The organism is Thalassotalea sp. PS06 (genome assembly GCF_007197775.1).
Lineage (GTDB): Bacteria > Pseudomonadota > Gammaproteobacteria > Enterobacterales > Alteromonadaceae > Thalassotalea_A.
In genome coordinates, this window is sequence record NZ_CP041638.1 from 3,388,903 (window position 1) to 3,410,697 (window position 21,795).

23 protein-coding genes are annotated in these 21,795 nt (G+C 44.2%); 13 read left to right on the forward strand and 10 right to left on the reverse strand.

What is annotated here, in order from left to right:
• Positions 1–345: 345 nt before the first annotated feature.
• A complete protein-coding gene (yghU, locus tag FNC98_RS14990) occupies positions 346–1,206 on the reverse strand; it encodes a glutathione-dependent disulfide-bond oxidoreductase (protein ID WP_144035093.1) in 861 nt (286 codons plus the stop codon).
• A gap of 254 nt (positions 1,207–1,460) precedes the next feature.
• On the opposite strand from yghU, the gene FNC98_RS14995 reads away from it, so the two are divergent.
• Complete coding sequence (locus FNC98_RS14995; protein ID WP_144035094.1) at positions 1,461–2,438, forward strand: hydrolase; 978 nt, start codon at positions 1,461–1,463, stop codon at positions 2,436–2,438.
• Between the two features lie 17 nt (positions 2,439–2,455).
• Positions 2,456–2,701, forward strand: coding sequence for a YheU family protein (locus FNC98_RS15000; RefSeq protein ID WP_144035095.1), 246 nt, complete (start codon positions 2,456–2,458; stop codon positions 2,699–2,701).
• Positions 2,702–2,725: 24 nt separating this feature from the next.
• On the opposite strand, the gene FNC98_RS15005 is transcribed toward FNC98_RS15000, so the two are convergent.
• The 3 genes from FNC98_RS15005 to nudE all read right to left on the reverse strand — a co-directional run bounded on the left by FNC98_RS15005 (position 2,726) and on the right by nudE (position 5,010).
• Complete coding sequence (locus FNC98_RS15005; RefSeq protein WP_185967999.1) at positions 2,726–3,319, reverse strand: YceI family protein; 594 nt, start codon at positions 3,317–3,319, stop codon at positions 2,726–2,728.
• 307 nt (positions 3,320–3,626) lie between these two features.
• Positions 3,627–4,451 (reverse strand): 3'(2'),5'-bisphosphate nucleotidase CysQ, encoded by an 825-nt coding sequence (cysQ, locus tag FNC98_RS15010; protein WP_144035097.1) that lies wholly within the window; start codon positions 4,449–4,451, stop codon positions 3,627–3,629.
• Entirely contained in the window at positions 4,441–5,010 is a 570-nt protein-coding gene (gene nudE / locus FNC98_RS15015; RefSeq protein ID WP_144035098.1) for an ADP compounds hydrolase NudE, read from the reverse strand. The genes cysQ and nudE overlap by 11 nt, the downstream gene beginning before the upstream one ends.
• A 173-nt stretch (positions 5,011–5,183) precedes the next feature.
• Here nudE and yrfG point away from each other — a divergent pair, with 173 nt between their 5' ends.
• Together yrfG and FNC98_RS15025 are read left to right on the forward strand one after the other, a co-directional pair.
• A complete protein-coding gene (yrfG, locus tag FNC98_RS15020; RefSeq protein ID WP_144035099.1) occupies positions 5,184–5,843 on the forward strand; it encodes a GMP/IMP nucleotidase in 660 nt (219 codons plus the stop codon).
• Positions 5,844–5,951: 108 nt separating this feature from the next.
• Entirely contained in the window at positions 5,952–7,124 is a 1,173-nt protein-coding gene (locus FNC98_RS15025; RefSeq protein ID WP_144035100.1) for a hypothetical protein, read from the forward strand.
• Positions 7,125–7,130: 6 nt separating this feature from the next.
• On the opposite strand, the gene FNC98_RS15030 is transcribed toward FNC98_RS15025, so the two are convergent.
• The 3 genes from FNC98_RS15030 to coaBC all read right to left on the reverse strand — a co-directional run bounded on the left by FNC98_RS15030 (position 7,131) and on the right by coaBC (position 10,508).
• Positions 7,131–8,588 (reverse strand): aminoacyl-histidine dipeptidase, encoded by a 1,458-nt coding sequence (locus FNC98_RS15030; protein WP_144035101.1) that lies wholly within the window; start codon positions 8,586–8,588, stop codon positions 7,131–7,133.
• 71 nt (positions 8,589–8,659) lie between these two features.
• Positions 8,660–9,244 (reverse strand): nucleoid occlusion factor SlmA, encoded by a 585-nt coding sequence (gene slmA, locus FNC98_RS15035; protein ID WP_144035102.1) that lies wholly within the window; start codon positions 9,242–9,244, stop codon positions 8,660–8,662.
• 40 nt (positions 9,245–9,284) lie between these two features.
• Positions 9,285–10,508 (reverse strand): bifunctional phosphopantothenoylcysteine decarboxylase/phosphopantothenate--cysteine ligase CoaBC, encoded by a 1,224-nt coding sequence (gene coaBC / locus FNC98_RS15040; protein WP_144035103.1) that lies wholly within the window; start codon positions 10,506–10,508, stop codon positions 9,285–9,287.
• Between the two features lie 152 nt (positions 10,509–10,660).
• On the opposite strand from coaBC, the gene radC reads away from it, so the two are divergent.
• From radC to mutM, 5 genes are all read left to right on the forward strand, one after another.
• Positions 10,661–11,332 (forward strand): RadC family protein, encoded by a 672-nt coding sequence (radC, locus tag FNC98_RS15045; protein WP_144035104.1) that lies wholly within the window; start codon positions 10,661–10,663, stop codon positions 11,330–11,332.
• A gap of 275 nt (positions 11,333–11,607) precedes the next feature.
• The gene (gene rpmB, locus FNC98_RS15050) at positions 11,608–11,844 is read left to right on the forward strand and encodes a 50S ribosomal protein L28 (RefSeq protein ID WP_144035105.1); all 237 of its coding nucleotides are present in this window, start codon (positions 11,608–11,610) and stop codon (positions 11,842–11,844) included.
• 11 nt (positions 11,845–11,855) lie between these two features.
• Complete coding sequence (gene rpmG, locus FNC98_RS15055) at positions 11,856–12,011, forward strand: 50S ribosomal protein L33 (RefSeq protein WP_033078277.1); 156 nt, start codon at positions 11,856–11,858, stop codon at positions 12,009–12,011.
• Between the two features lie 186 nt (positions 12,012–12,197).
• On the forward strand, positions 12,198–12,695 hold the full coding sequence (locus tag FNC98_RS15060; protein WP_144035106.1) for a hypothetical protein: 498 nt from the start codon (positions 12,198–12,200) through the stop codon (positions 12,693–12,695).
• Between the two features lie 33 nt (positions 12,696–12,728).
• Positions 12,729–13,544 (forward strand): bifunctional DNA-formamidopyrimidine glycosylase/DNA-(apurinic or apyrimidinic site) lyase, encoded by an 816-nt coding sequence (gene mutM, locus FNC98_RS15065; protein ID WP_144035107.1) that lies wholly within the window; start codon positions 12,729–12,731, stop codon positions 13,542–13,544.
• A gap of 94 nt (positions 13,545–13,638) precedes the next feature.
• Here the strand turns inward: mutM and coaD are convergent, their stop codons facing one another.
• Positions 13,639–14,136 (reverse strand): pantetheine-phosphate adenylyltransferase, encoded by a 498-nt coding sequence (gene coaD / locus FNC98_RS15070; protein WP_144035108.1) that lies wholly within the window; start codon positions 14,134–14,136, stop codon positions 13,639–13,641.
• 183 nt (positions 14,137–14,319) lie between these two features.
• Between coaD and FNC98_RS15075 the strand changes: the two genes are divergently transcribed.
• Positions 14,320–14,982, forward strand: a complete 663-nt coding sequence (locus tag FNC98_RS15075; protein WP_144035109.1) for a TetR/AcrR family transcriptional regulator — start codon at positions 14,320–14,322, stop codon at positions 14,980–14,982.
• Positions 14,983–14,989: 7 nt separating this feature from the next.
• On the opposite strand, the gene FNC98_RS15080 is transcribed toward FNC98_RS15075, so the two are convergent.
• Positions 14,990–15,742, reverse strand: coding sequence for a 3-deoxy-D-manno-octulosonic acid kinase (locus FNC98_RS15080; RefSeq protein WP_260680370.1), 753 nt, complete (start codon positions 15,740–15,742; stop codon positions 14,990–14,992).
• A 58-nt stretch (positions 15,743–15,800) separates the two neighbouring features.
• On the opposite strand from FNC98_RS15080, the gene FNC98_RS15085 reads away from it, so the two are divergent.
• Positions 15,801–16,841 carry a glycosyltransferase family 9 protein gene (locus tag FNC98_RS15085; RefSeq protein ID WP_144035110.1) on the forward strand — a complete coding sequence of 347 codons (1,041 nt, stop codon included), beginning with the start codon at positions 15,801–15,803 and terminating at the stop codon, positions 16,839–16,841.
• On the opposite strand, the gene waaA is transcribed toward FNC98_RS15085, so the two are convergent.
• Positions 16,827–18,095 carry a lipid IV(A) 3-deoxy-D-manno-octulosonic acid transferase gene (gene waaA, locus FNC98_RS15090; protein ID WP_144035111.1) on the reverse strand — a complete coding sequence of 423 codons (1,269 nt, stop codon included), beginning with the start codon at positions 18,093–18,095 and terminating at the stop codon, positions 16,827–16,829. The genes FNC98_RS15085 and waaA overlap by 15 nt on opposite strands.
• 192 nt (positions 18,096–18,287) lie before the next feature.
• Between waaA and FNC98_RS15095 the strand changes: the two genes are divergently transcribed.
• A complete protein-coding gene (locus FNC98_RS15095; RefSeq protein ID WP_144035112.1) occupies positions 18,288–18,842 on the forward strand; it encodes a hypothetical protein in 555 nt (184 codons plus the stop codon).
• Positions 18,842–21,736 (forward strand): prolyl oligopeptidase family serine peptidase, encoded by a 2,895-nt coding sequence (locus FNC98_RS15100; protein ID WP_144035113.1) that lies wholly within the window; start codon positions 18,842–18,844, stop codon positions 21,734–21,736. Before FNC98_RS15095 ends, FNC98_RS15100 begins: the two co-directional genes overlap by 1 nt.
• The last annotated feature ends 59 nt before the right edge of the window (positions 21,737–21,795 follow it).

Here is a 21,795-nt window from a genome sequence, read left to right on the forward strand (position 1 = left end):
CCACTTCGAGCACGCTGATGTCATCAGCTCCTAGCACACGCTGTTCCGAGCAAAAAGCACAAACCTTTTAGTCATTCCCTGCCACGACAGGGAATCTTGGCCAAACTGGAATGACCGAGTTGTGCCAGCCAGGGACATACGCTATCCCGCTTATATACTCCGTCATCCCCTGCTCCGACAGGGGAACTCCCTTCGTTTTCCTGAGACTTGTTTACTTAGTTGTTAAGCTAAAAAGTTGAAATAAAAAGGGTCACAGCATGCGTTAGGAGGTCCCGCATCAAGTGCGGGATGACGGCGCATGATAAAAAGAAAGTGAGAGGTTCAAAGACTCAAATACCAATAAACCTAATCGGCACTAACTTCGAGCTTATCCAAATCAGCGGCATCATGGCGGTTTGGTAACTGCTCATGGGCTTCGCCCCAGGTGCGATTCACTTTACGGCCACGGATCACCGCTGGTCGCTCATCAATCGCTTTTGCCCAACGCTGCACGTTTTTATATTCATCTACCGATAAAAACTCTGCAGCATCGTATAAACGACCTAACACCAATGCACCATACCACGGCCAGATAGCCATATCGGCAATGGTATAATCATCGCCACACATATAGGTATTCTCTGCCAGATGAATGTCTAGCACGCTAAGTTGACGTTTTGCTTCCATCGCAAAACGGTTGATTGGGTATTCGTATTTCTCTGGCGCGTACGCGTAAAAATGGCCGAAGCCGCCCCCTAAAAATGGTCCACTTCCAACTTGCCAGAATAACCAGGACAGGCACTCTGCGCGCGCTGCACCTTTACTCGGGAGAAATTCACCAAACTTTTCTGCCAGATGCATTAATATCGCAACGGATTCAAAAATTCGCACATCCTTATCACCGCTTTTATCTAGCAGTGCCGGGATTTTCGAATTCGGATTAACCTCAACAAAGCCAGAGCTAAACTGGTCACCCTCAGATATCTCAATCAGATGGGCATCGTAATCGGCCTCAGCAATGCCCTTAGCCAGCAACTCTTCAAACATTATGGTTACCTTCACACCATTTGGTGTAGCCAAAGAGTAGAGCTGAAACGGGTGCTTGCCCACCGGCAAATCCTTTTCATGGGTAGCCCCGGCTATCGGGCGATTAATATTGGCAAACTTGCCGCCGCTGGCCGTATCCCAGGTCCAAACTTTTGGTGGTTGGTAAATGTTATCAGTCATTAATTAATCCTTTGGTACATTTCAACGAGCCTCAAATATAAGGGGCTAGTTCACTTTCATATGGGCAGTCATTTTACGCAACAGCGGAAGAATTTGTTCAACCGCCAGAAATTTTACACTCTATCAACAAGTGAGAAACAATGCTCCCCCTCTTTCACCCAGCAATAGACCGGTTTAGAGATACGAGAATTGCGTAACTATACGAATTGAATTAATCCCGCTATAATTCCCGGCGGTTAAAATTTAGGTAATTCATGAGTAAATCCAGTAATTTCAAACCCGCCTGGTGGCTAAAGAATCGCCACTTGCAAACCATGGCGGCAAAAGTATTAAGACGAAACGAAACCATCCACACTATCCAGGAAACCATAGAGCTGGAAGATGGTGATTTTCTCGATTTAGTCTGGACCGAAGCACCCGAAGCCTCTCCCGAAAAGCCTATCGTGTTGGTGTTGCATGGATTAGAAGGTTCAATTGATAGCCATTATGCTAAAGGCATGATGAATGCTATTGCCGAGCGCGGCTGGATTGGCTTATTGATGCATTTTCGCGGCTGTAGTGGTCGTCCAAATCGACACGCCCAATCCTATCATTCCGGCGCCACCGAAGATGTGCACTTTCTGACACAGTTATTAAAACAACGATTTCAGCAACGACAGCTTGGCATTCTGGGGTTTTCATTAGGCGGTAACGTGCTTGCTAAATACTTAGCAGAAGATGACAACCCGATTTATCAAAGCGCTGTGGTTATTTGTGCACCTTTGCATTTAGCAAGTTGTGCTCAGCAAATTAATAAAGGCTTTTCGAAAGTCTATCAAAAATATCTTGTTGACATGCTTAAAGACAGCACCTCTGAGAAAGTATCAATGCAGTTAATTCAGCATATTGATCACGAGGAATTAAAAGCTATTACGTCGTTATATGACTTTGATGAAAAAGTAACGGCGCCGTTAAATGGCTTTAGAGATGCGAATGATTACTACGAAAAGGCTAGCGGCATTTATGTGCTTGAGCACATAAACCGTCCAACATTAATCCTGCATGCTCAGGATGACCCATTCCTATGCAATGATCACATCATGGCAATGGATATCAACAACCCGGATATCACCTTTGAAGTAAGCCAGTATGGCGGCCACGTAGGCTTTATAGCCGGCACCAACCCATTTAAACCCATGTACTGGTTGGAAGAAAGGGTGCTTGATCACATCGGCGATCACTTTAACCAATAATAACCAGGATTGACTCTATGATTATCCCAATTGATCGACTCGATTCCGGCACCTTAGTTGCCATTATCGACGAATTTATTCTTCGTGAAGGGACGGATTATGGGCTGGAAGAATGTTCACATAGCCAGAAGGTAGAGCAGATCCAGGAACAGTTAAAATCAGGACAATTGGTGATTGTTTTTTCTGAAGCTTATGAAACCGTAAACATTATGCTGGCAGAACAGTTTCAACAACAATCGCTTGAAGATTCCGGGGAAGAATAACTTCCCCGCAAAAAGTTACGTCAACTACTTCACTTCTTCCATACTAAGAACAAACGACACTGGAATTGCACTAGCAATAGTGTCTAAACCCGCAACTTCACGAAGTTGATTAATACCATCAAGTAACGAAAATTCAGCAGCCTGAACAATGGTTGGTTTGGTTGACGTTACAACCAGCTTATCCTTGGCTTCCATAAATACCGCACAGGAGATCGATACCACACGCGTCTGTCCATGTAATTCCAGTTTGCCATCCAGAGTAAATTGTCCCATTTCCCCTGGCGTTAAAGATGCCAGTAAACCATTTGGAAGCTTCGCCGTTAACGTCGCTTTTGGAAATTTCTCAGTTTCGAACAACATTTCCCGCATACGTTTGTCGCGAATATCTATGCCGGTCGCCACTGACGTTAAATCAATTTCGACCTCAACCTCTCCTTCATCACTCAATGTGGCATTGAAGGTTTTGAATTCATGGGTTTCTGCAATCGCATTCTTTTTAATACTGATGAAGCTCAACGATGAGCTGTGATCAACCGATTGCCAGGCGGCGTAAGTTGGCAGAGCAAAGACCGCAATAAAGGTTGAAAGGATCGTGGATTTAATACGTAGAGTCGACATAACTTTCTCCATTTTGATTCATTGGCCAATAATACCAATCACACTAAGTTTGTGCACAACTCAGAGTTAGGGCAGAGGTTCAGTTACAACATAGATTTCATTGGTATAGTCATTCTATATTATTGAAATTTAGGGCCGTAAATGGGCCTCTGATAAACTCCCTACGGGTGAGTTTTAAAGGCGTTTATCCTGCGTTACTGATTTTGACAATGGAATAACCATTCTCTGCAATCAAAGCCTTGTCTAAAAGCCTTTAAATTCTCACTGAGTGAGCAATAATTTAATGGGATTGGTATTACTTGCCTTTTTAATAGTCTCGCTTGCACCGGTACGGTTTAATAACCTGCTGCCAGGGGATCTGCTGATTACCCAGGGCTATGAAATCCGGATTCATCAGGCTTTCCCGTTTATTGTAGCTAAGTGCATTAAATTCGCTGTCTAGGATGGTGCCACCGGCCTCTTCTAAAATTATCTGGCTGGCACCGGTATCCCACTCTCCGGTGGGTCCGGTGCGGATATAAAAGTCAGCAGTGCCCTCGGCAATTAAACAACTTTTCAATGAGCAGCTGCCAAAAGGAATGTGAGAATAGGAGAATTCATCGTAAAGATACTGGGTAACATTGGCTAATGCCTGACGACGACTAACGGCAATATTTAACGGCCGGTTACCATCATACTTCGCAACTTGAATCGACGTGGTATTGCCATGTTCATCGCGCTTAAAACAACCTTTATTTTTTTCGGCAAAATACAAGGTATTATGGGCTGGCGCATGGATAACGCCGATGCGTGGCCAACCATTTTCAACTAAAGCAATATTGACCGCAAAATCGCCGCTAGCTGCAATAAATTCGCCAGTGCCATCAATAGGATCTAATAACCAGTAACGCAGCCAATGCTCCCGTTCAGCCAGGCTTTTAATTTCACTTTCTTCGGAAATTATGGGGATGTCAGGTGTTAAGCGCTGCAATTGCGAAGTCATTACCTGATTGGCAGCAATATCGGCGGAAGTAACTGGGCTTAGATCATCTTTCTGATATTCCTGGAAATCCCCCTGTTGATAGATTTCCATGACTTTTTCACCAGCTTGTACTGCGATATCAATTGCTATTTGCAACAACTCACTGGTCATCGGTTACCTCTAAGAAATCCTTCAACAACATCAACGCCGCAATACTGCGTGCTTCGGTAAAATCCGGCTGTGCTAATAATGACTTATAGTCACTCAATGGCCAATACACAACCTCAAGAGGCTCTGGTTCATCACCCTCTAGCTGACTTTCATAGAGGTCGCGGGCGATAAAAATTTCCATCTTAGCGTTAAAGAACGCCGGCGCAATGCAAACCTGATGCAGGTGACGCCAGTGATGAGCGGCGAACCCAACTTCTTCCTGCAATTCACGATTGGCGGCATGCTGAGGCTCTTCACCGGGGTCTATCAACCCTTTCGGAAAGCCAAGTTGATAGTTATGAGTACCCGCACAATATTCACGAATCAACAGTAAAGTTTCATCATCGATAAGGGGCAACACCATTACCGCGCCGCGGCCGCTTCCTTTAATTTTTTCAAAGGTACGTTCGGCGCCATTACTGAATTTCAAATCCACCTGTTCAATGGTGACTAATCGACTGCTGGCAACTTCACTGCGCGAGACGATTTCAGGTAAGGTTTTTTGCTTTGCTTTATCCATAATGAGCACTTAATTCTTTATCAGTTGCCGATACCAGACTCAGGGAAACGGAGCGATAGGGTTAAAGACCATCATACCAATTCTGTAACATAAGTGAACGATACGCATTACTCACTTACTAATTGGAATTGCTATAGTATACTGCCCGTACAGGTTTTTATAGGGAAAAGTCGATGTTCGATTGGGGAAATATTGATACCGTGCTGTTAGATATGGACGGTACGTTACTGGATTTACATTTCGACAATCATTTCTGGAGATCCCACCTTCCTGTGCGCTATGCCGAGCATCATGGGATCAGTCATGATGACGCCCATCAGCTGTTATCAGAAGGATATGAAGGCGTCGCCGGCACCATTAACTGGTATTGTCTCGATTACTGGGCCGAGAAAACTCAACTGCCCATTGTCGAACTAAAAAAAGAAGTTCAGCACTTAATCCAGATGCGTGATGACGCCCATGATTTTCTGGTGGCGTTAAAACGAGCCAACAAACAGGTTATCCTGGTAACCAACGCCCATCCAGATGCGCTACAGTTAAAAGTCGAGCGCACGGGACTGGATAAATACTTTGATTTGCTGATTTCCACCCATCAGTTTGGTGTTACCAAAGAATCACAACTACTTTGGCAACGGTTACAAACGCACCTGCAATTCGATAAAGCCAGAACCCTATTTGTCGACGATAGCTTGCCAATACTAAAAAGCGCGCAAACGTTCGGTATTGCCAATCTCCTGGCGATAGCAAACCCAGATAGCAAACTTCCCAGCAATCAAATTGACGAATTTAATTCGATAGAGCATTACCAGGAAATTATCGACGATATTCACTAACCCTGTTTATTCGGCTAAATCCGATTTGCTGTCATATACTTAGTCTTTATTCGATACTAACTCGCTGCTAATCAATAGGGCAAGCTAATCAATAGGGCAACATGGCCGATGCGCATTGCTTCGCTGACACGACAGGAAACCTTATCGGGCTTCAGGCTCAAGGGCATGTGCGATGACTTCGAGCTCTATTTCGACTTTCCAAAATCCATTAGACCCCGTCTTTGTGCAGATCCCTTCGTAGCCGCTAGCTTACTCAGCGCTATGTATTTAAATCAGGATATTGAAATCGAGGAGCCATGGTACATCTCGGAACAACTGTTGAAGAACCTGAATAGAATTCAGGACATATTCAGTCGCTGGGAGCAATATCTTGGCTACAGACTCCACAAGATTCGCATTACTGGTGGTCAATTAGGTGAGGTACCCAGTGATTTTGATAAAACCGTTAGTTTCTTTTCCGGTGGTGTTGATGGCTCGCACACGTTTTTAACCAATAAAGATGAAATCGATGCGCTGTTATTTGTCAAAGGTATTGATATGCAACTCGATAATGATGCCTTATTTGCGCAAACGTCCGAGGTTAACCGGGTATTTTTACAAAAGTACGATAAGCCACTACTGACGATTGTCTCTAATGTCCGTTTTCTTGGTCATCACTTCGGGGTTAAATGGGGAGCCTGCTGTGGCGGTGGTCTGAGCGCGATTGCTCTGGCCATTGGCGCCCGAAAATGCCTGATTGCCTCAGGTTCAAGTTATGATTATATCTATCCCTCAGGAACCAATTATATTAGCGATCATTTATGGAGTAATGGTCAAACGGCAATCGTCCATGATGGTGCACAAACTTCGCGCCTCGATAAAATCCGCATGCTCGCCGAAGATAAAGATTGTCTGGATATTCTCAGAGTGTGTTGGCACGACGATGGATATAACTGCGGTAAGTGTGAAAAGTGTCTGCGTACCATGGCAAGTCTCAGAGCCCTTGGTTTAAAGGTTGATACTTTTCCAGAATTGACCGATGACATGGCGCTGAACCAACTAGCAAAATTCAAGCTCTACGATATTCATGATTATCAGTTTTTGATTGAGAATATTGAGCAGGCTGAACGGATAAAAGATAAGGTTTTGGTCAAAGCCTTAAAGAAAATTCAAGCCGACTTCGAACGCCGAAAATTAATGCGCGATGCCGACAAATGCCTGTTTAACGGCCGTATACAGGCCGTCAAACAGGGGCTAAGGAATTGGCGCAACGGTTTTCGTAGCAACCTAAACGCCGGTTAATCCTTGTTATTTAGCCGGAATTGCCGCCAATACATCGACGAGCAATTGCCAGTAACGACCAACACTGGCGATATCGACTTTCTCATCAGGAGAATGCGGGAATTTAATCGTCGGGCCAATCGATACCATATCCAAATGCGGATATTCGGTTTTAAATAATCCACACTCCAGCCCTGCATGGATCACCATGATTTTTGGCTCATACTCGAAACGCTCAACAAATACATCACGAACCGTGTTCATGATTTGCGAATCCGTGCTTGGTTTCCAGCCAGGATAAGCGCCAGAAAACGTCACTTCAACGCCAGCCAGATTGTAAACCGATGATAAAATCTCTTCCACCTGCGAACGGCCATCCTCATGCAAACTACGAATCAAAGATAACACCACAAGTTTGTTGCCTTTCATACGTACCACACCAAGGTTGATTGAGGTTTCAACCACACCAGGCACATCGTCAGACATACGCAACACACCATTAGGGCTGGCATTCAATGCGTTCAGGATGGTTTGCTGACAATCTTTGGTCCACATCTGTTCGAAAGTTTCAGGTGAAATCAACAGCAAACAGATATCCGGCTCAACAAGCGCTAAATTGCTTTTAATTTGCTGTTGGTGGGCGTCGATGAAAGCTTTAAATGCTTCAACCTGTGCGGTCGGAATAACCAGGCTAGTATTGGCTTCACGTGGGATCGCATTGCGAAGAGAGCCACCGTTTAATTCCGTTAATTGAATATCAAATTGATTCACCGCAAGGTTCAACAAGCGCACTAGCAACTTATTGGCGTTGGCTCGACCGGTATGAATATCAACACCTGAATGTCCGCCTTTAAGGCCTGAAACCGATAAGTTAAAAGACTGATATCCTGCAGGTACCGGCTCCATCGTTAACGGGAATGTCGCGCTGGCGTCAACACCACCGGCACAGCCCATGTAGATTTCACCATCTTGTTCGGAATCGGTATTAATCAGAATGTCACCTTCAAGCCAACCCGCTTTAAGGCCAAAAGCACCCGACATGCCGGCTTCTTCATCGATGGTAATAAGTAATTCTAATGGTCCATGGGGAACATCATTGCTCGCCATCACCGCCATCGCCGATGCCAGGCCAATACCATTGTCAGCACCAAGGGTTGTGCCCTTCGCGGTTACCCATTCACCATCAACATAGGCTTCAATTGGATCGGTTAAAAAATCATGATCATTGTCGGCATTTTTTTGCGGCACCATATCCATATGTGCCTGTAGAATAACCCCAGGGCGGTCTTCCATGCCTTGCGTGGCTGGTTTTTTGATAAACAGGTTACCAACCTCGTCTTCTTTTACCTCTAGCCCCTGTTCTTTGGCCCATTGCTGGATCCATGCGGAGATCTTCTGTTCGTGCTTAGAAGGGTGAGGAATGGCACAAATATTTTCAAATATTTGCCAAAGAGGTTGCGGAGACAACTGCGCTAATGTCTTCATGATTGGTTCCAATAGATTGATTAAAAGAAGAATATTTCCAGGATCTAATGACCTTTTAAAGTCAACAGTTCCTATCTATCCTGCATTAAAAACTGCCATTGCTCGGCAAAGCTATCGCTTGGCTTTTTCTCAAAACCTGAGCGCACGTATTGGTTAATTTTACCTTCGCAATACGCCAGTAGAATATTCGCCAATGCCGATTCGCTGATAGTAAATGCTTTGCCTTCTCGTAGCTTACGTTCGCGAATAATCTGTTTAAACTGAGTCTCCAGTTTTTCGAAAAACTGATGCACCCGAACACGTAGGCGTTCATTTTCACCCACTAGTGCATCACCAGCAAGAATACGACACATTCCAGGGTTGCGCTCAGCAAATACCAACACCACATGCATAATATGATGACAGCGGGTCAGCGTTTCTTTTTGCTCAGTCATAATCAGATTGATACGAGAAAAAATAGACTCTTCGATATATTCAATCAAGCCTTCGAACATTCTCGCTTTCGATGGAAAGTGACGATATAAAGCCGCTTCTGAAAAGCCGACTTCGGCGGCCAATTTAGCAGTAGTGATTCGTTGCCCTGGACTGGTTTCAAGCATATGCGCAAGACATTCAAGGATTTGTTGCCTGCGATTCGATTTTGGGTTTTCCGACATAATTATTCTTATTTAGGTTAGTTAAACACAGCGCATCGTTTTAAGATGCATCCAGGGGGCTTTGATTGAACTTTTTCGCAATTTGCCCGACGAGCTGTCGAGCCAATTCCTGTTTACTGGTTAATGGCAACACCAGACTCCCGCCTGACCAGAATATGGTCAATGCATTGGTATCACTGTTAAATCCATGACCCGGCGCAGATACATTGTTGGCGCAAATCATTTGTAAATTCTTCTTTTTTAGTTTGCCAAGAGCATACTCTTCGACGTTTTCCGTTTCCGCCGCAAAGCCAACGGTAAATGGCGCGTTTTCCAGAGCGGCAACACCTGCCACGATATCCGGATTTTTCTCCAGAACTAATTGCAACTGTTCTGTGGACTTCTTAATTTTCTGACTGGCAACTTCTGCGACTCGATAATCAGCGACAGCAGCACAAGCCACGAATACATCAGCGTGTTCTGCGTGTGCCATAGATTGTTCCTGCATTTGCAATGCGGTTTCAACATCAATTCTTTCGACACCCGTTGGCGTCGCTAATTTTACCGGTCCGGCGATTAAATATACCTTGGCGCCAGCCAATTGTGCAGCCAGGGCAATTGCAAAGCCCATTTTTCCAGAGCTGTGATTGGAAATATAGCGTACCGGGTCCATTGGTTCCCGGGTTGGACCTGCGGTGATAACCCAGGTTTGTCCATCGAGTTCACCGGGTTTATTGGCGCCCGCGAAATAGTTGACGCAGTAACTACACAGCTCGGTAGGTTCAAGCATACGGCCGAAACCTACATCGCCACAAGCCTGTTCACCCTGGCCCGGTCCCCACACCAGATATCCTCGGGATTGCAATGAATCGACATTGTTCTGGGTAACCTGGGTATGCCACATTTGTTGATTCATCGCTGGCGCAATGGCAATTGGCGCCGCGGTGGCTAAACAGATAGTGGTAAGTAAATCATTGGCCATGCCCGCATTAAGGCGGGCAATGATGTCGGCACTGGCTGGGGCAATTAAAATCAGGTCTGCCCATTTAGCCAGCTCAATGTGTCCCATGCCAGCTTCAGCCTCCGGATCCAACAAACTATCGGATACCGGATTACCAGACACGGCTTGCAGCGTAAGAGGGGTGATAAACGCCTTGCCGCCTTCGCTCATGACTACTCGGACGTTAGCTCCCTGCTCTTTCAGTCTACGGATCAAATCCGCACTTTTATAAGCAGCGATCCCGCCACTAACGCCAACGACAATATTTTTATCGGTTAATTGCATTGCAACCTGCTAGTTTTAGCTTAAAAAGGAACCCTTCAGGTTCCTGTGTAATAGGTTATTTTAATCCTGTCCTTGAGATGTTAGCAAGTACCAACCCACGGTGAAAAAGCAACCAGGTAAATATTTTTAACGAGAAATGGATATTCACGCAGATGATTAAACAGCTTCCGGATGCCGAACGGCCACGTGAAAAACTGCTGATGAGAGGCACGGACATCCTTACTGACAGTGAGTTATTGGCGCTAATCTTTCAAACTGGCAGTCGTCACACCGATGTAATGACACTTTCGCAAAACCTAATTAAGCGCTTTGGTTGCTTACAGGCACTATTTGCTGCCGACAAGCAGCAATTTTGCCAAACGTCTGGAGCGGGACCCGCAAAATATGCACAATTACAAGCCTGCCTGACATTGATACAGCGATTGCTTCAAGAACCATTAACTCAGCGACAGGCGCTGCAAAGCTCCACTCAAACCAAACATTTTTTAATTAGCGCTTTAAAACTCGAACCCCATGAGGTGTTCGCGGTTCTGTTTCTTGATAACCAGCATCGAATCATTCGCTTTGAGAAAATGTTTTACGGCACCATAGATGCAGCAACGGTTTATCCCCGGGTTATTGTTGAACATGCCCTTAACCTCGGAAGTTGCGCTGTAATATTAAGCCATAACCACCCTTCCGGAATCGTAAAACCCAGCCTTGCGGATAAACAAATCACCCAACGATTGATTAAAGCTCTGGGGTTAATCGACATCAGAGTTCTGGATCATATTATTGTAGCCGGACATTTAACCTATTCATTTGCAGAATGTGGCGATCTCTAGCGAGCTTTTGCAGCAAAGATTTACAATAGGTTTACAGCAAACGGAAGAATCCGCACTAATTCGCTAATAATTGTTCAAAACTAAGGATTTTGGTTTTGGTTTCCGAAAAAGATCAGTATAATCGCGCCACCAGCAACAAACGTCTATTTTATAGGCGATAAAGCTTGAATATTAGAAATCGCGCCTGTATAATCTGCGGCCTTTTTCAGGATCCCGTAGGCGACGGCCTGGGGAGAAACATAGCTCGAGCTGAAATATTTTTTGGAGTGACTCAAATGTCTAAAGTTTGCCAAGTAACCGGCAAAAAACCGATGGTAGGTAACAACCGCTCTCACGCGATGAATGCTACTCGTCGTCGTTTTTTACCAAACCTACAAACTCACCGTTTCTGGGTTGAAAGCGAAAACCGCTTTGTTAAATTACGCGTAACACCTAAAGGTATGCGTATTATCGATAAAAATGGTATCGATTCTGTATTAGCAGACATCCGTGCCCGTGGCGAAAAAATCTAAGGAACTGAACCATGCGTGATAAAATCCGTTTAGTTTCATCTGCAGGTACTGGTCATTTTTATACAACTGACAAGAATAAAAAGACCATGCCAGAGAAGATGGAAATCAAAAAGTTTGATCCTAAAGCTCGCAAGCATGTGATCTACAAAGAAGCTAAAATCAAGTAATTGATACTTCATTTAAAAAAACCCGGCAATGCCGGGTTTTTTATTATCTAATTCTCAACCTCATCGTGTTATCTGATGATCATTCCCTAACCTGGCCAGTTAAAAGACGGCCGTAATTTGCCTATCAACTTTGCAAATGCTGCTAAAAACGCATATGGTTTTGCCACATTCCAATAATAAAAACTCATGAATATGTTTAAAAAGATTACCCTATTAGCTATTGCCCTGTTATTAAGCGCCTGTTCCCTGGATGAAGAAGCCTCCGCCTTAGCGGCAAATGGCGAACAACCGAAAGTATGGGTATTTGCCCAGTTTAACGTCGTTGAGGAAGGTGACGAACTGGAATCCTACTACTATTATGCGCAAATCAGCCGGGCTATTTATCAGCAAATTAGTCAAAACCAACTTAACTCCGGCTTTATTCTTTTGGAAAATGTAAAATATTGGGGAAACGGCGACGTCATTCATGATTATAAAGACATCGAAAACGCCGGTGAGTTAGTGTTTCGTATTGAAGATATCGCCAAATTAGATCGCGTCAATGTCGAGCCTGAAGTTGGCGTTGGTTATGAGCAATTCGAAGAGAAGCAGTCCAAAAGTCGGGTAGAAAATACCACGTCAGAGGAAGATAATTCTGAAATAGAAAGCGCAAACAAGTCTGAAACGAACTCGGAAGACAAATAAACTGTATCTAGTATCTAGTATCTAAATAAAATTATGCCTGAATTACCTGAAGTCGAAGTTTGCCGTCAAGGCATTAAACCACACGTGTTAAATCAAAACGTTAGCAAAGTTATCGTGCGCAATAGACAAATGCGCTGGCCAGTATCCGACGATATCGAGGATATTGAAGGCGAAAAGATAGTCGCCGTCGAGCGTCGAGCTAAATACCTGTTACTGAAAACGGCGAAAGGGACTTTGTTACTGCACTTAGGTATGTCAGGTACCATTCGGGTAATCGATGCAACGTTGCCGCTGAAAAAACATGACCACTTTGATCTAGTGCTCGATTCCGGGAAAGCATTGCGCCTAAACGACCCAAGACGCTTTGGAGCGATATTGTGGCTCACAGAAACAGTGGCAGAGCATCCCTTGCTGTCTGAACTTGGTCCAGAACCTTTGACCGATGATTTTCCTCAGGGACACCTGTTTGAAAAATCACGCAATAAATCGGTGCCGGTAAAAACCTTTATCATGAATAACCACGTCGTTGTCGGGGTTGGTAATATTTATGCCAATGAATCCCTGTTCCAGGCAGGCATTCGACCGACAACACCTGCCGGAAAAATCAGCCGCAAACGATATGATGCATTAACGCTGATAATCAAAGATGTATTAGCGAAAGCCATTAAACAAGGTGGAACCACTCTAAAAGACTTTACTCAGTCTGATGGCAAGCCCGGATATTTTGCCCAGGAATTACAGGTTTATGGCCGCGGCGGCGAAGACTGTGTAGTCTGCGGCAGCACCTTAAAAGAGATTAAGCAAGGTGGCAGGGCGACGGTTTATTGCCCAAAATGCCAGGCGAGATAGATTAAACAATCAAGAGGTCAGAGTCGTTGAAATATCAACAACTCTGACCTCTTGATGTGATTATTGGGTTGGGATTGGCCTGGGATTGGCTTAGTTAAACCTTGCCAGCTTTGTTAAACAGGGTTTTATCGAGCGCTTCTTTAACATGCGGATGTACAAAGCCACTAACATCACCACCATGTAATGAAACTTCTTTGACTAATGTTGAAGAGATAAAGGAGTTTTCTTCTGCCGGTGTCAAAAACACACTTTCCAAGTCTGGTAACAAACGGCGATTCATATTGGCCAGCTGGAACTCGTACTCAAAATCAGATACCGCGCGTAAGCCTCGAATCAAGACTTTAGCATCGACCTTTTTTGCAAAATCGACTAACAATCCGCTAAACCCTTCGACAGTGACGTTATCCAGGTGCTCGGTAATCTTTTCGATCATGGCGACACGTTGTTGTAATTCGAATCTAGGCTTCTTACTCGGTGATGCCGCAACGCCCACCACAACATGTTCAAACAAATCAGCCGCTCGTTCGATTAAGTCCAAGTGACCATTGGTTACCGGATCAAAGGTACCCGGATAAATTGCTTTATTTTTCATGACACTGATTCAACAGGAATATTAAGCTCATTGTAACTGTGGATTTACGCAAAGCAAAGTAATCTTAAAACTCGCTTAAAGTAAATACTCAAAAAATTTCACTTTTGTCGGAATTAAGGTGTATGATGTCAAAATTCGAACAATTTGAGTATAGCAAGCGGCATCAGCAGGATTTTGAAGGGAATGAAAACAAGAGACAAAATCATCCACGCCAGCATTGAACTGTTCAATGAGCAAGGCGAGCGTAATATCACGACCAATCATATTGCGGCACATCTGGGTATAAGTCCCGGCAACCTTTATTATCATTTTCGTAATAAAGAGGACATTATCTCTGCCATCTACGCCGAATATGCCGATGACCTAATCTCTCAATTCGAACGCTTATCCGACACCGAGAACCCTCTGGATTCAATTCTTAAATACATGGATATTGTATTTCAGTTGATCTCTAAGTTCCGTTTCTTCTACTCAAATTTGCCTGTTCTGCTTAGCAAAAACCCGTCTCTTAAAAAGCGCTACTCGGAAATTCAGCGAGAAATCATCAAGAAAGTGTCCAGCATGTTGGTATCATTAAATGAAGCCGATATGTTAAGCATCAAGGAAGACGAGCTGGACGACTTAACCTGCTTGCTACGAATCACCACCACCTTCTGGTTGAGTTACCTGCAAACTCAGCATGATGAACCAAAAATCGACGATGCGGCCTTGTATCAGGGTCTGTTAAAGATCTTTGCCTTGTTAAGTCCATACGTGACTGACCATGCCCGCGAAGAATTTGAGAAAGCTCGCGGCCATTATCAGCAATTAGAACAACAAGCTGCAGAAGCGGCTGTACCTGCCTGATAGGAGCCTAAACGGTTTTAGCGCGCTGATATCCCTTAATCAGCGCCTGCCAATCACTTTCCTGCCATTGAAAGCCATCAAGGCGACCAAGCTCTTTACGAAACGAGCGCAATAGTCTTTCAAGATTCTGCTGACACCAGGTTCCCATCGGGTCTTTAATTTTGCCCTGGTCAAAATCGATAACCCATACTTTTCCCTGATCATCCAACATAATGTTGTGACAGTTTAAATCGTGATGGAAAATGCCCTGCTGGTGAAAGGAAAATATTACCGCGCCAATCTCTTGCCACTGTTCAGCCCTCAACGGGCCTTGTAACAAACAAGCAACCAAATCTTTGGCATTAGCAATTAATCCGGTAAGGATATCGGCGCGATAACTCAACCCGCTTCTGGTAATACGAAAACCTACGGGTTTAGGAGCTGGTAATTGCAGCCCCTGTAAATGTTCGAGTAGCTGAAACTCCTGAGCCGCCCGGGTTTTCATAACCGAGGTATAGAAATAACTGTCATGGATAAGCTTACCCACCAGACCGCCTCGATAATAATGCCGCAATACTAAGTTTTGATCATGGTGCTTTACAAAATAAGTGGTACCACGCCCGGTGGCCGTTCCGGTCACTGCGTTTTTATCCTGCCAATGACTACCTGAAAACATATCTGGGTCAAAATCCACTAAAATGTCTTGATGATAGACACACGTAACTGCGCCTTGTTGATAAAGATTTAATGAGGATTGTTTTACAAATGTCTGCAGGTTCAAGATAATAAGCCTTCATTTTGTATGTAGACCATGCGGTCTTTGTTAGCGGATTTCAATTATGGCAGAGCAGTTTCCCAATCTAAAATCTCTTTGTATTCTGAGGTTATCCGCTATCGGTGACGTCTGTCACGCCGTAGCTATGGTACAACAAATCCAAAAACACTATCCAGAAATAAAAATCACCTGGGTTCTGGGTAAAGTCGAACATCGACTGCTTCAGGATTTGCCCGGCGTTGAGTTTATCATTTTCGATAAATCGAAGGGATGGCGAGGTTATCAGGAGTTACGAACGCAAATGCGAGACCGGGCATTTGACGTGTTATTGCATATGCAGGTCGCCCTTCGCGCCAGTATCGCCAGCCTGTTTATCCCAGCAACCACCAGAATCGGCTTTGACAAAGTTCGCGCCAAAGAAGGTCAGTGGCTGTTCACTAATAAAACCGTAGAAGTGCAACAACAACCACATGTACTTGATGGATTCCTGGCATTTGCCAGAGCGCTTGGCATCGAAACCGAAGCTCCCCATTGGCTGATGCCCCATGGAGAACAGGATCAAGCTTTTGTCGCTGAACATATCGGCAACGAGAAATATGCCGTCATCTCACCAGCAGCCAGTAAAGCCGAACGTAACTGGACTGAGCAAGGCTATGCGCAGGTAGCAGACTATCTCACAACCCTGGGATACCAGGTGGTTCTATGTGGTGGACCGGCGCCGCTGGAAATCGAATTGGCCAAAGCAATTACAAAGCATTGTAAACAACCGCCGCTAAATCTGGTTGGCAAAACATCGCTGAAAGAAATGTTAGCTGTTCTGGAAAACGCGGAATTAGTGGTTGCTCCGGACACTGGCCCTGCACACATGGCGGTAACGGTAAATACGCCCGTAATTGGTCTGTATGCACACTCTAATCCACAGCGAACAGGTCCATATTTGTATCGCGACAATGTAGTAAGTGTTTACCAACAGGCAATAGAGCAACAACAGGGGAAACCGTTGGCGCAGATCCCATTCGGTACCCGAGCAAAAGGCGAGCTAATGCATTTGATCTCTTTTGATATGGTAAAAGCTCAAATCGATAAACTGTTACAGATTAATTAGTTGTTCGATTTCAGCCTGAGTGCGTTTCGCCGCGCCCTGATTTTTTGCCAATAGCAGCTGCGCATTTTGCCCTAATGATTTAGCTTCGTCTCTGGCACCCAATAAGTGTTGCAACTGGTGCTGCAGCTGCTGATTACTTTCAAGCTGAACAATGCCCTCGGCGCGCAACAACTGCTCACAGACATCTGTAAAGTTCACCATATTAGGGCCAACAATAATAGGTTTGCTAAACAGTGCTGGCTCTAACGGGTTATGACCACCAACGTCAAAAAAGCTTCCTGCAACCACACAGATATCAGCAATACCGTAGAAAGCCAATAACTCTCCTAAGGTATCCACCAGCCAAACATCGGTCTGCTCATTGATTTCATCATTTTGAGAACGCCGGGCAACCGAAAGCCCTTGTTGTTGACATAAATCCTGAACTTTATCGAAACGTTCAGGATGCCTTGGCACAATCGCAAGCAGCAAATCAGGATATAGCTCTTTTACTTCCATAAAAGCTTTAAGAATCAGAGATTCTTCCCCTTGATGGGTGCTACCGGCAACAATCACTCTATGGTTGGCAATATGCAATTTACGTAACTCATCGACTTTATTTTCAAGTGCTTCGGTTAAATGAATGTCATATTTCAAATTACCACTGTGACTGACGCGCTCGGGGATCGCCCCAAGCGAGATAAACCGATCGCGATTTTCTTCACTTTGCGCCAGAACTCGATGGAATTTTTTCAATGCGGGGCTGATTAACCACCTCAGCTTTTGGTAACTACCCAGAGATTTCTGGGACAAACGGGCATTTATCAACAGTAAAGGAATTTTTCGGCGCTGGCTACTATGAATCAGTTGCGGCCACAATTCTGTTTCCATCAGGATAAGTAACTTGGGTTTAAGGCGAGACAGGAAGAGGTTTACGCTAAGCAAGTTATCCAGCGGAATGTAACAATGCTGGACACGCTCGCCAAATTGCTTTTTAACCTGTGCAGAACCGGTCGGTGTGAAGGTGGTAATCGTCAGCGGCATCTGCGGATAAGAGGACAAAATCCCTTCAACCACGGGCTTTATCGCCATGACTTCACCAACGCTTGCGGCATGAAGAATGATGCCACCTTTGCGCATATCAACAACCCAGCCCAACCGCTCAGATAGTCGCTGTCGATAAGCAATTTGCTTACGCGAGCGAATCAATAACGCCAGCAACAAAACAGGCAGGAGCAACAATGAAATTAGTTGATATATCAGTAAAGAAATCAAACGGCTATCCAAAAACTGATTGATGTTGTTAAAGAATTATACGTTGACCCGAAGGATTCAACAAATACGAGAAGCTGCCACCAGTTATTTAGGTTTTACTTTTAAATTTCAATATTCATATAATGGCAATTGTGTTTTTACAAGGAAGTAATATACCAAGGGATTGTTGCTTCTTTAGTGGAGTAATAATCTATGAGTTTAATTCGTAATATTTTGATTGTGTTCGCAATCAGCCTCACGGCCAGCTGTGCCTCGAAAGTTACCAGCATCAAAGACGATGTAGATGACAAGCTTCAGGAAACCGAAGGTTATCTGTTGATTGCCGTTGATACCAATGTCGGTCTTAACGAAATCTTAATTTCGGGTGAAAACTACATTAAGCTTACCGCCCAAGACCTTCGCAGTGGCACCAATTATATTCTTATCAACCTACCCGAAGGTGAGTACGAAATTCAGCGCATCAAACTAAACGACTGGTATTACATAGATCATTTTGAAGACGAACTGTGGAGCTTTAAAGTCGAAAAAGATGTGATTAGTTATGTGGGTCACCTCGATATTCAGACCGGAGGCTGGTGGTCCCGTTATTCCGAAGTAGAACTTTTAAATAAGTCTTCAATGGCTCTGGAGTTTATGCAGGAAGAGTTTTCGTCAATTCTGGCTAACCGAAATCTAAAATATCACGGTCCGGGAGATGACGAATTTTTCAAAATAGTCGGCTTTAACAAAACAAAGGAGGCGTCGTAATGCAACAGCTCACTTTGACTCTATTCATGCTGGCTATAACCAATGTTTGCTGGGCAGTATCTCCTATCGCCGGCAGCAAACTTTTCCGCAGCCCAGATCAAATTTCAATGCAATTGAGTCCAGACGGCAAATATGTTCTCACTTACGACGTAAGAGATGAGTTCCGAGTTTTGGACCTCATCGATCCGCAAACAGGGGAACGTCTGCCATTAGTAAAATTTAAAAAAAATAAACCAAACCTTCATATAAACCATTATGCCTGGGTAGATGATGACACCATATTTGTTTCATTGAAGAAAATGTGGGGCTTCGTTGAAATTGATTTTTCCGGCGACAAACCGGAAGGAAAATGGAAAAAAGCCAAAGCCAAGGGATACCTGATAGCTTCATTACCTGAACAGGATGACCAACTACTTTTTGCCTATACCAGAGAAGTTGATAGAGAGGTAATGCTAATAAAGACCTCGCCCCAGAAATTAATCGATAATAACGTCGAAGGCAGTATCATTTTTGCCAAACCATTGGATGATGGCCTGGTCTACTCCTATGATGAGCCAAGTAGAACACTGCTATCTGTTAGCCTTGAAAACGAAGATTTAAAATTCTGGTACCTGAAACCGGATGAAAAAACGTGGCATTCATACCTGACTTTGGATAAAAAGATTAATTTTCGTCCGATTGGTTTTCTCGACGACAATAGGTTGGCTGTACTGACTGATCAAAACCTGTCTCGAGTTTCGCTGGTAGCTTTTGATATCCACACTCAGGAACTCGGCGAAGTATTATATCAGCATTCAATGTATGATTTAACGTCGGCGACACTCAACGAGAAAGGTCAGGGAGTGCGGTCAATTTCCTATCTGGATCATGGTGTCGCCAAAATTGAATACCAGGTCTTAGATCAGCAAAAACACATCGAAAAACTTAACGAAAACTTCAACGGCCAGAATACATATATTCTTGAAACCTCAAGAGATAATAATTACCAGATAGTTGGCACTTTTGCAGCCGATGACCCAGGCCACTACTACTATTACGACAAACAGAAAAATCAGGTTAAGTATTTACAGAGTGAGTATCTTGATTTAGACGAGCTGACTTTGACGGCCGCACAAACCTTCACTGTCGAAACCACTCAGGGTGTTTCCGTAGAGGGCATATTAACCAAGCCAGCAGTGAATGCGAACGGTGTGCTACTGGTTTTCCCCCACGGGGGCCCTGTCGGCATCCGTGATACCGCACTTTATAATCCAGAAATTCAATATTTAGCGAGCCGGGGATATTCAATTCTCAATGTAAACTTCCGCGGTTCGGCGGGATTTGGCAAGGAGTTTTTAGAAAGTGGTAAAGGCCAGTTTGGTAAAGTTATCGAAGAAGACATTACTGCGGTCGTAAAGCAGGTTCAAGCGGAGCATAATTTTCAGCGGATGTGCTCCATTGGGGCCAGTTACGGCGGTTATTCTGCCGTTATGCTTGCCATTTACCACCCTCAACAATATGAATGCGTTGTATCCTTATTTGGTATTTATGACTTACCTTTACTTTTTAATGCCAGTAATTACCGTACCCTTGAAGAAAGCCGCAAAGGAATACGCGAAGTTGTTGGTGAACTGGATGAATCGCTGAAAGAGTATTCGCCATTTTATTTTGCCGAAAAGCTTAACGCTCCAATTCTATTGATGGCAGGCAAGGAAGATAAAACTTCCGATTTTGAGCAAGCCAATCGCATGAAGTACCGACTCAATCAACTTGGTAAAGATGTTGATTTCCTATTTTATGATGGTGTAGGACACGGTCACACGAGCTGGTATGGGGATCGGCATATGTTCGCTTATGTTGACGATTTCATCCGCAGAAAACTCGACTTACCTTACGCCAGTGACGAAAATGGGATGGCGAGTCATGCCGAAGATTTAGTGGCTATTGCCGATGCATTTAATTTCAAAGATTCCGTCGAAAACGACCATGCAAAAGCAGCCAAATATTACCAGAAAGCGGCTGAAGCCGGTGAAAATAGAGCGATGTTTAACCTGGCAAGCTATTATCATCGAGGGTTGGAAGTAGTAAAAAGCTACCCTGAAGCCATCTCCTGGTATCAGAAATCTTCCGATAAAGGGTACGCTGGCGCAAGTTATCGACTCGGAAAGCTATACCACGAAGGCTTAATCGTAGCTCACGATGACGATAAATCTTTCGAATATTTCCAAATAGCTCAACAACAAGAGCATGAATATTCTGAGCTGGGAATCGCTCATGCGAAATGTCTGGGAGCAGGCACTGATAAAGATTTTCCGGGATGTATCAAAGGCTTATTTTTAACTGACAAAACCGATAAAGAAAAGAACGCACTGGATAAAGATTTTTTTGATGAGCGTAGGAATCTGGTTACCAGTGTCAGCCACGATCACGACTTTAATCCACAAGAACTAGGTGAGTTTAACGACCTGCTCGTAGACACTTACAACCTCGATACGCTGAACGTATATGTAGACGATATCGAATTTGGGTTATTCGCCGCAACCAACCGAAAACCGGTAACAACTACGCGCAAAAGATCAACCGACCCGAAAGTAACTGAGATTCCAATGCAACACGGATCCGTTTTCGGAGCCAAAATCAGTTTTGATTCAAACGACGATATGGATGTTAAGTGGCCACGAACTATGGTCAAATTCAAATGGACGACACCAGAAAGCATACGTGAATACTCCGAGGAGTACACAAGCATCGTTCGGCTTGATGAGGACATTAATTTTCGCTGGGAGATTAATCGCGATTATGAACTCATTGAAGGAGATTGGCGCTTGCAGATCCTAACCATGGATAATAAGGTATTGTTTGATAAGTTATTTACTACCGTAGCTAAGCAACAAACCTCTGAACAGGCACCTTAATCAGAGGCTTTTAACCCAATAACCGCTCCCGGTAGTAAGTGAACTATACTTTTTTGTTA

Bases quoted from the DNA above. Each gene is read 5' to 3' on its own strand.
- yghU (WP_144035093.1), bottom strand. From the start codon at position 1,206: ATGACTGATAACATTTACCAACCACCAAAAGTTTGGACCTGGGATACG.
- FNC98_RS14995 (WP_144035094.1), top strand. From the start codon at position 1,461: ATGAGTAAATCCAGTAATTTCAAACCCGCCTGGTGGCTAAAGAATCGC.
- FNC98_RS15000 (WP_144035095.1), top strand. From the start codon at position 2,456: ATGATTATCCCAATTGATCGACTCGATTCCGGCACCTTAGTTGCCATT.
- FNC98_RS15005 (WP_185967999.1), bottom strand. From the start codon at position 3,319: ATGTCGACTCTACGTATTAAATCCACGATCCTTTCAACCTTTATTGCG.
- cysQ (WP_144035097.1), bottom strand. From the start codon at position 4,451: ATGACCAGTGAGTTGTTGCAAATAGCAATTGATATCGCAGTACAAGCT.
- nudE (WP_144035098.1), bottom strand. From the start codon at position 5,010: ATGGATAAAGCAAAGCAAAAAACCTTACCTGAAATCGTCTCGCGCAGT.
- yrfG (WP_144035099.1), top strand. From the start codon at position 5,184: ATGTTCGATTGGGGAAATATTGATACCGTGCTGTTAGATATGGACGGT.
- FNC98_RS15025 (WP_144035100.1), top strand. From the start codon at position 5,952: ATGCGCATTGCTTCGCTGACACGACAGGAAACCTTATCGGGCTTCAGG.
- FNC98_RS15030 (WP_144035101.1), bottom strand. From the start codon at position 8,588: ATGAAGACATTAGCGCAGTTGTCTCCGCAACCTCTTTGGCAAATATTT.
- slmA (WP_144035102.1), bottom strand. From the start codon at position 9,244: ATGTCGGAAAACCCAAAATCGAATCGCAGGCAACAAATCCTTGAATGT.
- coaBC (WP_144035103.1), bottom strand. From the start codon at position 10,508: ATGCAATTAACCGATAAAAATATTGTCGTTGGCGTTAGTGGCGGGATC.
- radC (WP_144035104.1), top strand. From the start codon at position 10,661: ATGATTAAACAGCTTCCGGATGCCGAACGGCCACGTGAAAAACTGCTG.
- rpmB (WP_144035105.1), top strand. From the start codon at position 11,608: ATGTCTAAAGTTTGCCAAGTAACCGGCAAAAAACCGATGGTAGGTAAC.
- rpmG (WP_033078277.1), top strand. From the start codon at position 11,856: ATGCGTGATAAAATCCGTTTAGTTTCATCTGCAGGTACTGGTCATTTT.
- FNC98_RS15060 (WP_144035106.1), top strand. From the start codon at position 12,198: ATGAATATGTTTAAAAAGATTACCCTATTAGCTATTGCCCTGTTATTA.
- mutM (WP_144035107.1), top strand. From the start codon at position 12,729: ATGCCTGAATTACCTGAAGTCGAAGTTTGCCGTCAAGGCATTAAACCA.
- coaD (WP_144035108.1), bottom strand. From the start codon at position 14,136: ATGAAAAATAAAGCAATTTATCCGGGTACCTTTGATCCGGTAACCAAT.
- FNC98_RS15075 (WP_144035109.1), top strand. From the start codon at position 14,320: ATGAAAACAAGAGACAAAATCATCCACGCCAGCATTGAACTGTTCAAT.
- FNC98_RS15085 (WP_144035110.1), top strand. From the start codon at position 15,801: ATGGCAGAGCAGTTTCCCAATCTAAAATCTCTTTGTATTCTGAGGTTA.
- FNC98_RS15095 (WP_144035112.1), top strand. From the start codon at position 18,288: ATGAGTTTAATTCGTAATATTTTGATTGTGTTCGCAATCAGCCTCACG.
- FNC98_RS15100 (WP_144035113.1), top strand. From the start codon at position 18,842: ATGCAACAGCTCACTTTGACTCTATTCATGCTGGCTATAACCAATGTT.